Below are 12,141 nucleotides of genomic sequence, written 5' to 3'. Positions count from 1 at the left end.
CCCCCGGCCTGAGCCCGCCGTCAGCGCGCGACGTCGGCGACGGCCGGCGCGCGGAGCGGCACCGCGCCCGGTACGTTCGCGGCGTGAGCCGCCTCGGAGCCAGGATGCGCGCGTCCGCCGCCGCCGCGGGGGAGAGGGTCCCGCCGTGGGTCCTCGTCACGCTCGGCGTCGTGTGCACGGTCGTCGGCGCGGCCCTCGTCCTGCGGCCGTTCGCGTCGCTCGCTCTGCTGGTGGTCGCGGTCGTCGTGGGGGCGACCGTCCTCGGCGTCACGGAGCTCGTCGCCGGTCGGTCGCCCGACCGGGGTGGCGAGTCCGCTCCCCGCGCACCCGGAGCACCGCGGGCCCCGCGCTGGCCGCACGTCGCGCGCGGCCTGGTGTTCCTGGCGCTCGCGGTCGCGGTCGTCGTGTGGCCGGCGCCGTCGATCGTCGTCGTCGCGGTCCTCGTCGGCGTCGGGCTCGTCGTCGCGGGCGTCCTGGACGGGGTCGAGGGGGTGCCCTCGTCCGGTGCCGACCGCTGGACGCGCCTCGCGCTCGGCGTGGCCTCGGTGGTGCTGGGCGTGCTGGCGCTCGTGTGGCCGGACGTCACGGTGCTCGTCGTCGCGGTGGTCTTCGGCGTCCGCGTCGTGATCCTCGGTGTCCGCCTCCTCGTCGCCGGGGTCCGCAGGAGCCGGACCCATCACGAAGCCGCCCGCGCCGTCGCTCCGGGAAGCACCTCCGCAGCGCCCGACCCGTCCGGGCCCCGACGCCACGGCCGGGTCGCGCTCGTCGGCGCGGTCCTCGCGGTCGTCGCGGCCGGGGCCCTCGCGTCCGTCAGCGTCGGCCTGCATCGTGCGGCGCCGCAGGTCGACGCGTTCTACGACCCGCCCGCGTCGGTCCCGGACGAGCCCGGCCGCCTCGTGCGCGCCGAGCCGTTCACGCGGCAGATCCCCGACGGCGCGACGGCGTGGCGCATCCTCTACACGACCACCCGCGACGAGGGCGAGCCCGCGGTGGCGAGCGGGATCGTGGTGGTGCCGGACGCCCTCCGGGACGACGCCGCGCCGCCCGTGATCGCGTGGGCCCACGGGACGACGGGCTCCGCGCGCGGCTGCGCGCCGTCGGTCCTCGACGAGCCCTTCGAGTCCGGTGCGTTCTTCCTGCTCGACGACGTCCTCGCGCACGGCTGGGCGCTCGTCGCCACGGACTACGTGGGCCTGGGGACCGACGGCCCCCACCCGTACCTCGTCGGCCAGGGCGAGGCGCGGTCCGTCCTCGACGCCGTGCGCGCCGCGCGCGAGCTGGACGGCGCGACGCTCGGTGAGCAGACCGTCGTCTGGGGCCACTCGCAGGGCGGCCACGCCGCCCTGTGGACCGGGGCCGTCGCCCCGGAGTACGCGCCCGACGTCCCGCTCGCGGGCGTCGCCGCGCTCGCGCCGGCGAGCGACCTCACCGGCCTCGTGTCCCACCTGGAGAGCGTCACCGGCGGCAGCGTCTTCGCGTCGTTCGTCGTCGAGGCGTACGACGCGATCTACCCGGACAGCGACGCGGCGGGGTACGTCCGCCCGGGTGCGCGGTTCGTCGTGCGGGAGATGGCGTCGCGCTGCCTGTCGGAGCCGAGCGCGCTCGTCTCGGTCGCCGAGGCCCTGTCGATGGACCAGCCGCTGTGGACCACCGACCCGACGACCGGCCCGCTGGGGGAGCGCCTGGCCGAGAACGTGCCGACGGGTCCGGTCGCCGCGCCGCTGCTCGTCGCCCAGGGGGCGTCCGACACGCTGATCCTCCCCACGGCGCAGGAGGCGTACGTCGGCGCGCGGTGCGCCGCCGGGCAGCCGGTCGACTACCGCGTGTACCCGGAGCGGGACCATGTCGGGCTCGTCCAGGCCGAATCCCCGCTCGCCCCGGACCTCGTGCGGTGGACCGAGGCGCGCCTGGCGGGCGAGCCCCCGACCCCCACGTGCGCCGCGGGGTGACCATCCCTCAGGGGGCGACCAGGCCGCCGTCGGGCGCGCGGACGCCCGCTGCCCACGCGTCGTGCCCCGCGAGATCTGCCGGGTAGCGCGCCGCGGCGCGCTCGTCGAGGTCGACGCCGAAGCCCGGCGCGTCGTGCGGGCGCAGCCATCCGTCGACGATCCGCAGCGTGCCGGGGAAGACCTCGTGCACGGCGTCGGAGTACACGTGGCCCTCCTGGATGCCGAACGCGGTCGAGGTGACGTCGAGCGCGACGTTCGCCGCGGCACCCACCGGAGACGTGTCGCCCGGGGCGTGCCAGGCCGTCCGCACCCCGACCAGCTCGGCGGCCGTCGCGAGCGCCCGGCCCGCGCTGAGCCCGCCGATCGCGCTGATGTGGCACCGGATCAGGTCGACGCCGCCGCCCAGGACGAGCCGTGCGGCGTCGGGGAACGACGTCGCGAGCTCCCCCACCGCGATCGGGACGGGGGACGCGGCACGCACCTCGGGCAGGCGGTCCCAGTGCTCGGGCGCGAGGACGTCCTCGAGGAAGAACGGGCGGTACGGCTCGAGCGCCCGGGCGAGCATCACGGCATGCTTGGGCGTGAGGCGCGAGTGCACGTCGTGCAGCAGCTCGACCTGCTCGCCCAGCGCCTCGCGCGCCGCCGCGAAGAGTCGCGGCGTGCGGCGCAGGTACTCCTCGACGCTCCACCCGTGGGGGTTGGGCGCGGCGGGGTAGCCGGGCTCGGGGTCCGCGGCCGTGCCGTAGTGCCCGAGGCCTGGCTGGCCGGTCTGGATCCGCACGTGCCGCCACCCGGCGTCCACGATCCGCGCCGCGTCGTCGATCGTCTCCTCGACGGTCCGCCCGCTCGCATGGAGGTAGGTGTCGGCGGCGTCGCGCACCTTGCCGCCCAGCAGCTCGTGCACGGGCATGCCCGCGCGCTTGCCGGCGATGTCCCACAGCGCCATGTCGAGGCCCGAGATCGCGTTGTTCCCCACGGGCCCCTCGCGCCAGTAGGGCGCGAGCCGCGCGAGGCGCACGAGGTCGCCGATGTCGCCGGGGTAGCGACCGACGACGATCCGCTCCAGGTGCTGCTCGACGTACGCGGCCACGGCGTGCCACCGCTGCGTGTACGTCGCGCACCCGAGCCCGTACAGGCCGGGCACGTTCGTGTCGACGCGCACGACGACGAGCGGGATGCCGTCCGGGGCGGTGACGATCGCGCGCACGCCGGTGATGCGCGTGCCGTCGCGCGCGGGCCACGGGTTCGCGAACGCCGGGTCCATGGGGTCGACGGTGGGCAGCGGGACGTCGGTCACGGGGTCTCCGGGGTGGGTCGGGCGTCGGGGCGGTGGATCGAGTGCCGTGGGCGGAAGCCGAGCAGCTCGCGCGCGCGGCGGGTGTCGACGAGGCCGTCGCTCGGGCCGATCGCGCGGGCGAGGGGCACCTCCGGCGCGTACCGGGCGAGGAGCTCGGGGGTCGGGGCGTCCAGGAGCGTGTCGTCGGCGGCGAGCCCGACGACGTGCGCGCCCGTGAGGTCGGCCGTCAGCCCGGCCTCGATCGCCCCGGCCGCGTCGCGCAGGTCCAGGTAGGCCCAGCCCTCGCGCGCCATGACGCGCGGGTCGCGGGCGACGGCGGCCGCGGTCTCCCGGAGGCCGGCGGCGTCGCGCACGTGCGGGAAGCGCAGCGCGACGACGTCGATGCCCCACAGCCGCCACGCCGCCCGGGCCGCGGCCTCGTCCGCCTGCTTCGAGAGCGAGTACGCGTCGGCGACGTCGGCGGGCACGTCCTCGTCGAGCGGGTAGTAGGCGGGACGGACGTCGTGCGGGTTCATGGGCACGCCGAACGCGTTGATGCTGCTCGCGACCACCGCGCGCCGCACGCCCCGCTCGCCCGCGAGCGAGAGCACGGCCCAGGTCGCGGTCGTGTTGGTCGCGTACACCTCGAGCGGGGTGCCCAGGTTCGGGTGCGGGATCGCCGCGAGGTGCACGACGGCGTCCGCGTCCTCGAGCCCGCGGCCCACGTCCTGCGCGGAGCGGGCGTCTCCGACGACGATCCGGTCGGCGGGGCACGGGTGCTCGAACGCGGTGGACAGCGCCGTGACCTCGTACCCGCGGTCGAGGAGGTGGCGCACCGTCGCGCGGCCGATGCCGCCGTCGGCACCGGTGACGAGGATGCGCGTCATGACCTCACCCTACGTCGCCGTCAGGGGTGGTCGTCGTCTTCTTGCGGGCTGCCTGTCGAGGTCTTGCTCTCCGAGATGGCGGCGCCGGCTCTCGCGCGGAGCATGCTCGCGACGTCCGCGAGCGTGCTGCCCACCGCGCGCGGCGCGCGCTCGGGGCGGAGGTAGCGCGCGTCGTCATCCGGGTCGTCGGCCTCGCCGGTCGCCGCGCCGGCGCCGGTCCCGCTCGCGGGGCGGCGGTGGGGAACGGGGCGGGCGCCGCCGTCGTGCCCGGCACCACGCGGCCGCCGCCCGCACGCCAGGCGAGCGTCGCGTCGACGAGGCGCCGGTACACGCCCGCGTCGAGCGGGTCGCGGAGCCACGCGTCCGCCGCCTCGGCGACGTGCCGCGCGAGCCGCGCGTCCTGGTCGGTCACGTCGCCTCCTGCCGGATGGTCATCAGTCTTCGTACCGGCCCATCCTCCCGCGCGCGGCGTCGACCTGCTTGCGAGCGCCCGCGCGCCGGGCGACGGTGGCGAGCGGAGGTGGTCGCCGTGGCCGACGTGTTCCCCCGGATCGCCCAGGTCGTGCTCGACACGACCGACGCCCGTGCGCTCGCGGAGTTCTACCGCGCGCTGTTCGGGCTCGAGTACCGCGCGGGCGACGAGCCGCCACCGGCGGGCGAGCCGGACCCGGCAGGTGCGGACTGGCTCGTGCTGCGCTCCACGCCGGGCGGGGTCCAGCTCGCGTTCCAGCAGGTCGGCGCGCTGCCTCCGTCGACGTGGCCGGACGACGGCGTGCCGCAGCAGCTCCACCTCGACTGCACCGTGCCCGACGTCGCGGAGCTCGACCGGCAGCACGAGCGCGCCCTCGCGCTCGGGGCGCGCCTGCTCCACGACCGGTCCGACGACCCCGAGGAGCCGCTGCGCGTCTACGCCGACCCGGCGGGCCACCCCTTCTGCGTCTTCGTGGGTTGACGGCGCGTCTGCTCGGTGCTGACCCTGGACCTGCCGCAGCGTCGTGCGGCGGCGGGCCCGGGTTCGCCCCGGGCGGCCCGGCGCGCGATCATGCGTGCATGACCGCGACCCCGCTCACGACCGCCGAGCTCACCGACGTCTACACCGACCTGCACCGGCACCCCGAGCTCGCGTTCGCCGAGCACCGCACCGCCGGCATCGTCGCGGAGCGGCTGCGCGGATGGGACTACGAGGTCTACGAGGGCCTCGGCGGGACGGGCGTCGCGGGCGTCCTCGCGAACGGCGCCGGCCCGCGCGTCCTGCTCCGCGCGGACATGGACGGTCTTCCCGTCACCGAGCGCACCGGCCTGCCGTACGCGTCGACGGACACCGCGACCACGCCCGACGGGCACGAGTCCGGGACGATGCACGCGTGCGGGCACGACGTGCACGTCACGTGCCTGCTCGGCGCCGCCGCGGAGCTCGCCGCCCACCGCGACACCTGGCGCGGCACCCTCGTCGTCGTGTTCCAGCCCGCCGAGGAGGTGGGCGGGGGAGCGCGCGCGATGGTCGCCGACGGCCTGTTCGACCGTACGGGCGGGCGGCCCGACGTCGTCCTGGGCCAGCACGTCATGCCGCTCCCGGTCGGCGTCGTCAACCTCACGGCCGGGCCGGCGATGGCCGCCACCGACTCGTTCCGCGTCACCCTGCACGGCAAGGGCGGGCACGGGTCGAGCCCGGAGTCGACGGTCGACCCCGTCGTCATGGCGGCCGCGACCGTCATGCGGCTCCAGGGCGTCGTGTCGCGCGAGGTCGGGGCGGGGGAGTCGGCTGTGGTGACCGTCGGTGCCCTGCGCGCCGGCACCCAGGCGAACATCATCCCCGGCTCGGCCGAGCTGCTGGTCAACGTGCGGTCGTTCACGCCCGACGTCCGCCGCCGCGTGCTCGCCGCGATCCACCGCATCGTCGACGCCGAGGCGGCGGCCTCCGGCGCGCCCGCCGCGCCGGACTACGAGGAGGTCTCGACGTTCGACCTCATGGTGAACGACCCTGTCGCCGCCGAGCGGACGCGGGTCGTCCTCGCGCGCACGCTCGACGAGCAGCGCGAGCGCATCGAGGCTGCCGGCGGCCGGCCCGCCGTCGTCGCGCTGCCCCCGTTGCCGGGCTCCGAGGACGTCGGCGACCTCGCTACCGCGGCGGACGTCCCGCTCGTCTACTGGAACCTCGGCGGGTTCGACCCGGCGCTGTTCGCCGCGTTCGACCTCGCGACCGCGACGGGCATGGGCAACCTGCCCGACGGCGTCGCGCCGAACCACTCCCCGTTCTTCGCGCCCGTCCCCGAGCCGACGCTCGACCTGGGCGTCGCCCTGCTCGTCGGCGCGGCGCGCGAGTGGCTCGCCGGCGACGACCGCGACGCCCGTCCGTGAGCGCGGCGTCCCCGGCCGCCGGCGGCGCGCGGGGGCAGGGTGCCTGGGTGCCCGACGGCGACCGCCCCCTGGTCCTGCCGCTCGCCCGGCGGCGGCCGTTCTTCCTCGTCCTCGGGCTCGGGCTGATCGCCGCGGCCGTGCTCGTCCTGCGCCAGGTCGTGCTCTACCCGGAGTCGGTGCGGGTGCCCCTCCCGGTCGCGGTGGTGCTCGTGACGCTCGTCGTCGCGTTCCTCGGCGGGCTGGGCGCCGCGACCGTCTGGGCCTTCGTGCGGGCGCCGCGCCAGACCGTGACCGTCGGACCCGACGGCCTGGCGCTCGGCGCAGGCACCCTGCGGCTCGACTGGGCCGACCTGGAGGCCGTCGCGGTCCACGTCACCGCCGTCCGGCCCGCGAGCACCCACCTCATGCCGAAGGGCCCGGCGAGCTCCGTCACGGTCTCGCTCCTGTGGCGCCCGCGCGCCGGTAGCGACGACGCCGACCACCTGGCGACCCTCGCCCACCTCGTGCTCCCCGAGCCGTTCACGCACGAGCGCCTGCTGTCGACCGTCCCGTTCACGGCCGACCTCGACGTCCCCGTCGGGCGCGACCTCGACACGGCCCTGCGCCACTTCGCCGGCCCGGCCTACCGCCCTCCGGTGCTGCCGACGTAGGAACGTGGCCTCGCGCGACGACGCTTCGACCCCGGTGGGTGGCCGGTCAGGCGGACTTCTCCCGCGGGGTACGGCTGCGCGCGGTCGACGTGCGCGGCACGATCGTGGGGTTCACGTTGTCCAGCACGACCTCACGCGTGATCACCACACGCTCCACGTCATCACGCGAAGGAACGTCGAACATCACCTGCTGCAACACCTCCTCCATGATCGCGCGCAACCCCCGCGCCCCCGTCCCACGCAACAACGCCTGCTCCGCGACCGCCTCCACCGCACCCTCGGTGAACTCCAGCTCCACCCCGTCGATCGCGAACATCCGCTGATACTGCTTCACCAACGCATTGCGCGGCTGCGTCAAGATCCGCACCAACGCCTCGGAGTCCAACGCCGACACCGACGCGATCACCGGAAGGCGCCCGATGAACTCCGGGATCAACCCGAACCGATGCAGATCCTCCGGACGCACCTGCGCGAACAGATCCTCCCCCGCACCCGACTCGATCGGCGCACCAAAACCCACACCCCGCTTACGCGCCCGCGCCGCCACGATGTCGTCCAACCCCGCGAACGCCCCCGCCACGATGAACAACACGTTCGACGTGTCCACCTGGATGAACTCCTGATGCGGATGCTTCCGACCACCCTGCGGCGGCACCGACGCCGACGTGCCCTCGATGATCTTCAACAACGCCTGCTGCACACCCTCACCCGACACATCACGCGTGATCGACGGGTTCTCCGCCTTACGAGCCACCTTGTCGATCTCGTCGATATAGATGATCCCCGTCTCCGCCTTCTTCACGTCGAAGTCCGCCGCCTGCACCAGCTTCAACAGAATGTTCTCCACGTCCTCACCGACATACCCCGCCTCGGTGAGCGCCGTCGCGTCCGCGATCGCGAACGGCACGTTCAACATCCGCGCCAACGTCTGCGCCAGATACGTCTTGCCCGTCCCCGTCGGACCGATCAACAAGATGTTCGACTTCGCCAGCTCCACGTAGTCCGGGTCGTCGGTGGCGAGGGCCTCGCCCGCCTCCTCGGCGGCAGCGGCGGCACGCACGCGCTTGTAGTGGTTGTGCACCGCGACGGCCAGGGCGCGCTTGGCGCCGTCCTGCCCCACGACGTAGCGGCTGAGGTGCGCGAAGATCTCGTGCGGCGTCGGGAGGGGCCCGTCACCGGTCACGACGTCCTGCGACGCGCTCTCGGCCTCGCGGTCCTCCTCGACCATCTCGAGGCACAGCGCCACGCACTCGTCGCAGATGAAGACGCCCGCGGGCCCGGCGATGAGCCGTTTCACCTGGCGCTGGGACTTGCCGCAGAACGAGCACGTGAGGGCGTCCGCCGCGCGCGGACCGCGCTGTCCGCGCGTGTCGTCGGTGCCGTCGGTGCGTGCCACCGGGTGCCTCCAGTCCAGTCGGTTGCGGCCGATCGTAGCCGCCGCCCACGACACGCCGGGACCGCTCTGCCGGGTCCGGGCGTGCCGGGCTCAGCCGGGCGGGGTGCCCGCGGACGGGCGAGGGCCGTCCACGACCTCGGCCAGGAGCTGGAGCCGGCTGGCCGTCCGGAAGGCGTCGGGCCGGTCCGGCATCGTCGTGCGGAACGCGTCGAGGGAGTGGTGCGACGTGACGACGAGCTCGACGTCGGCGTCGACGAGCACGTCCACGACCGCGATGAACCGCTGCTGCGCCTCGCGGTCCACGTCGGTGAGGAGCGGGACGTCGGTCACGACCCAGCGGCGGAACCGCGCGGCCCAGTCGAGGTACTCGAGGGTCGACGTCGGGCGTCCTGCCAGGTCGTCGAACGTCACCCACAGCTCGCCCTCGCGGCCCTCGCCGTCGACCCGTGCGGCGGTCACCTCGAACGACCGCGTCCCGGTGCGGACGACCGCCCGCGCCTCCTGGGCCGGGGCGACGAGCCCGCGGTGGGCGAGCTGCGCCGTCGTGCCGGGGCGGAGCCACGCGCCCGCGGCGAACCCTCCGCGCCCGCGACCGCCGAGCGTCCGGTAGTCGGTCGGCCCGGCGAGCTCGACGACGTCGAGGTGCGCCCGCAGGAGCGCGATCCCCGGCTCGGCGACGTGGTGCCACAGCGGGTTCGGCAGCAGCGTGCCCGGCTCGTAGTTGGACGTCGCGAGCACGACGACCCCCGACGCGAACGCCCGTCGCAGGAGCCGGGTGAGCAGGGTCGCGTCGCCGGTGTCGTGGAGGTGGAGCTCGTCGAGGTAGAGCAGCCTCGTCCCGCGCAGGAGGTCGTCGATCGCGGCGTCGACGGCGCCAGGTTGTGGCTCCGGCGACTCCTCGGGCGGCCCGGGCGGCGTCGGCTCCGCGACCGGCGCGGTCGCCCGGGTGCGCCACCCGCGTGTCGGGCCACCCTGCCCGACGGCGGACCGCGGCCTGGCGAGGGCGCTCACCCGCTGGGCGTGGATCGCCGCGTGCAGCGCGCGGAACAGGTCGTACACGTGGACCCGCTTGGTCGCGCCGGCGGGGAGCCCGGCCGCGACGGCCGCGAAGAACGCCCCCGCCAGCCACGACTTCCCGCGTCCCGCGGGGCCCCACACGTACAGCCCGCGGACGGGGCGCCGTCGGGCCCCCGCGAGCTCGTCGCCGAGCCGGGCGAGCCGATCGAGGAGCGCGGACTGGTCCGGGTCGAGCGAGAACCCCTCACGCGCGGCCGCCGCCTCGACCGCGCGTCGGACGCGGTCGAGGCGGCGGCTGGTCACCGGGTCAGCCTAGGCGCGGCGACCACGCAGGGTCTTGACCCAGACGTCGATGACGTCCCAGGCCGCGATGACGACGGTCGCCGCGATGATCCCGTTCGAGAGCCACGTGAGCGAGTCGCCGCCCGTGACCTCGAGGAACGCCGGGTTCACGAGGCGGTCGGCGCTCGCGAGCCACACGACCACCCCGGCGAACAGGGCCCCGATGACCGTGTTGACGGCGGCGAGCCCGACGGTCCACCGGCCGCGCGCGTACACGAGGATCGTGAGGGCGATCTCGGCCGCGACGAGCGCGACGAGGACGCCGGTCCAGACCGGCCACAGGTCGGGGTGCAGCACGGGCACCGCGGTGCCGTCGGGGCCATGGTAGGTCGCGACGTTCTGGAGGAGCAGCACGGCGGCGACCAGGACGAGCAGGCCGACCGACACGACCGTGTCGACGAGCGTCACCTCGCGGGGAGCGCGCTCGGTCGGGAGGCGGTCGACCGTCCAGGGGCCGGTGAGCTCGTCCTGGCTTCGCGGGGAGCCGTAGCGCTCCAGCAGGACGAAGACGAGCGTCGTCCAGAACGCGATCTGCAGGGCGACCGAGGCGGTCGTCCAGATGCCGCTCCAGATGGCCGACCCGACGGGGCCGCCGTCGACGAGGTCCGTGATGAGCACGATCGCCCCGGGGATGAGGGCGACCCAGAGCAGCACCTTGAGGAGGCGCAGCCAGTCGAGGTAGAGCGTGGGCCCGATGAGGTACAGCGGGCGACCGGCGAGGTCGGCCGCGAGGCGGTCGGGGTCGCCGAGGTCGTTGAGGACGTCGGTCTCGGCCCGGGCCGGGTCGGTGCCGGCCTCGACCTTGGCCTCGACGGCGTCGGCGACGGACGCGCGGAGCTCCTGCTCGAGGTCGGCGTGCTGGTCGGCGGGGACGCGGCGCAGCGTGGCGGCGACGTAGCGGTCGGTGAGCGTCATGACGTGCCTTCCTGGGAGTCGAGGGTGCGGAGGCTCCGCGCGATCGCGAGCCACTCGTCGAGCAGGTCGCGGGCGAAGCGCTCGCCCGCGGGGGAGGTCCGGTAGAACTTGCGCGGCCGCGCCTCGTCGGTGTTCCACTCGCTCACGAGGAGGCCCTGCTTCTCGAGCCGGCGCAGGAGCGGGTAGAGCGTGTTGGCGTCGACGGGGACGCCCGCCGCGGCGAGCGCCTCGAGGAGCCCGTAGCCGTAGCCGGGCGTGCGCAGCAGCAGCAGGCTCGCGACGACGACGGAGCCGCGACGCACCTCCTGGCTGTGCCCGGCGAAGATCTCGGGATCGGTCATGTCTCACACCATAGTGTGTGTCGCACAGTATGCGCAAGGCGCACATCATCGTGTCGACGCGAGAGCGCTAGACTGGAACGGTTCCAGAGAAGAGTGCGTACCTGCCGCGGGAGGCCGAGTGACCGACCTGATCGACACCACCGAGATGTACCTGAAGTCGATCTACGAGCTGCAGGAGGAGGGGATCCCTCCGCTGCGCGCGCGGATCGCCGAGCGCCTCGGGCACTCGGGGCCGACCGTCTCCCAGACCGTCGCGCGCATGGAGCGTGACGGCCTCGTCGTCGTCGGCGGCGACCGCCAGCTCGAGCTCACGACGCTCGGGCAGCAGACGGCGGTGCGCGTCATGCGCAAGCACCGCCTCGCCGAGCGGCTGCTCACCGACGTCATCAAGCTCGACTGGGAGCAGGTGCACACCGAGGCCTGCCGCTGGGAGCACGTCATGAGCGACCTCGTCGAGCAGCGCCTCGTCGCGCTCCTCGACCACCCCGCGCACGACCCCTACGGCAACCCGATCCCGGGCCTGCGCGAGCTGGGCGAGGACCTGCCCGAGGTCGAGTACCTCGACGGCGTCGTCTCCCTCCCGGTGCACCTGGCCGCGCGCGGCGCGACCGCCGGGGATGAGGTGCGCGTCCTCCTCCAGCGCATCGCCGAGCCGGTCCAGGTCGACGTGGAGCTCCTCGCGCGCTTCGCCGAGGCGGGCGTCTTCCCGCGCCAGACCCTCGTCGTCGCGGTGAACGACGGCGTCGTCACGGTCTCGGGCGACGGAGCCGACACGGTCCTGGACCTCCCGGACGACGTCGCGCGCCACCTCTTCGTCACGGCGGACTGAGCCGGCTGCGGCCCCGGAAGGGCGCCGAGAACGAGGTTGGTCCCGTTATCCATCGGATAACGGGACCAACCTCGTTGTGGCGGGGGAGCAGTCGCGTGCTCGCCCGCCGGGTGTTGTCTGGCGGGGCGTCAGGCGGGGACGATGAGCCCGGCGGTCTGGGTCTTGGCGCGCTGGAGGCGGG

The 12,141-nt window shown here is 75.0% G+C and carries 11 protein-coding genes; 5 read left to right on the top strand and 6 right to left on the bottom strand.

The annotated features are described in order from the left end of the window. Positions 1-83: 83 nt before the first annotated feature. Complete coding sequence (locus FB00_RS00055) at positions 84-1,949, top strand: lipase family protein (protein ID WP_231581639.1); 1,866 nt, start codon at positions 84-86, stop codon at positions 1,947-1,949. 7 nt (positions 1,950-1,956) lie between these two features. On the opposite strand, the gene FB00_RS00050 is transcribed toward FB00_RS00055, so the two are convergent. Together FB00_RS00050 and FB00_RS00045 are read right to left on the bottom strand one after the other, a co-directional pair. Next, positions 1,957-3,246 carry an enolase C-terminal domain-like protein gene (locus FB00_RS00050; RefSeq protein WP_231581638.1) on the bottom strand — a complete coding sequence of 430 codons (1,290 nt, stop codon included), beginning with the start codon at positions 3,244-3,246 and terminating at the stop codon, positions 1,957-1,959. Continuing rightward, entirely contained in the window at positions 3,243-4,112 is an 870-nt protein-coding gene (locus FB00_RS00045) for an NAD-dependent epimerase/dehydratase family protein (RefSeq protein ID WP_047230846.1), read from the bottom strand. Before FB00_RS00045 ends, FB00_RS00050 begins: the two co-directional genes overlap by 4 nt. Before the next feature lie 529 nt (positions 4,113-4,641). Between FB00_RS00045 and FB00_RS00040 the strand changes: the two genes are divergently transcribed. The 3 genes from FB00_RS00040 to FB00_RS00030 all read left to right on the top strand — a co-directional run bounded on the left by FB00_RS00040 (position 4,642) and on the right by FB00_RS00030 (position 7,120). Continuing rightward, on the top strand, positions 4,642-5,064 hold the full coding sequence (locus tag FB00_RS00040; protein WP_047231164.1) for a VOC family protein: 423 nt from the start codon (positions 4,642-4,644) through the stop codon (positions 5,062-5,064). A 98-nt stretch (positions 5,065-5,162) separates the two neighbouring features. Then, positions 5,163-6,470 carry an amidohydrolase gene (locus tag FB00_RS00035; protein ID WP_047230845.1) on the top strand — a complete coding sequence of 436 codons (1,308 nt, stop codon included), beginning with the start codon at positions 5,163-5,165 and terminating at the stop codon, positions 6,468-6,470. Positions 6,471-6,517: 47 nt separating this feature from the next. Further along, positions 6,518-7,120 carry a hypothetical protein gene (locus FB00_RS00030; protein ID WP_156186236.1) on the top strand — a complete coding sequence of 201 codons (603 nt, stop codon included), beginning with the start codon at positions 6,518-6,520 and terminating at the stop codon, positions 7,118-7,120. A 46-nt stretch (positions 7,121-7,166) separates the two neighbouring features. Here FB00_RS00030 and clpX read toward each other — a convergent pair whose 3' ends face one another. The 4 genes from clpX to FB00_RS00010 form a co-directional block, all read right to left on the bottom strand. Continuing rightward, on the bottom strand, positions 7,167-8,516 hold the full coding sequence (clpX, locus tag FB00_RS00025; protein ID WP_047230843.1) for an ATP-dependent Clp protease ATP-binding subunit ClpX: 1,350 nt from the start codon (positions 8,514-8,516) through the stop codon (positions 7,167-7,169). A 90-nt stretch (positions 8,517-8,606) separates the two neighbouring features. After that, positions 8,607-9,836 carry an AFG1/ZapE family ATPase gene (gene zapE / locus FB00_RS00020; protein ID WP_047230842.1) on the bottom strand — a complete coding sequence of 410 codons (1,230 nt, stop codon included), beginning with the start codon at positions 9,834-9,836 and terminating at the stop codon, positions 8,607-8,609. Between the two features lie 9 nt (positions 9,837-9,845). After that, entirely contained in the window at positions 9,846-10,790 is a 945-nt protein-coding gene (locus FB00_RS00015) for a permease prefix domain 1-containing protein (protein WP_047230841.1), read from the bottom strand. Continuing rightward, positions 10,787-11,131, bottom strand: coding sequence for a PadR family transcriptional regulator (locus tag FB00_RS00010; protein WP_047230840.1), 345 nt, complete (start codon positions 11,129-11,131; stop codon positions 10,787-10,789). The genes FB00_RS00015 and FB00_RS00010 overlap by 4 nt, the downstream gene beginning before the upstream one ends. A gap of 118 nt (positions 11,132-11,249) precedes the next feature. Here FB00_RS00010 and FB00_RS00005 point away from each other — a divergent pair, with 118 nt between their 5' ends. Further along, entirely contained in the window at positions 11,250-11,960 is a 711-nt protein-coding gene (locus tag FB00_RS00005) for a metal-dependent transcriptional regulator (RefSeq protein ID WP_047230839.1), read from the top strand. Positions 11,961-12,141 lie beyond the last annotated feature (181 nt).

Origin of the sequence: Cellulosimicrobium funkei (assembly GCF_001019615.1) — a bacterium.
GTDB lineage: Bacteria > Actinomycetota > Actinomycetes > Actinomycetales > Cellulomonadaceae > Cellulosimicrobium > Cellulosimicrobium cellulans_E.
Note: the sequence above shows the minus strand (reverse complement) of the source record. Positions and strands in the feature narration are given on the sequence as shown.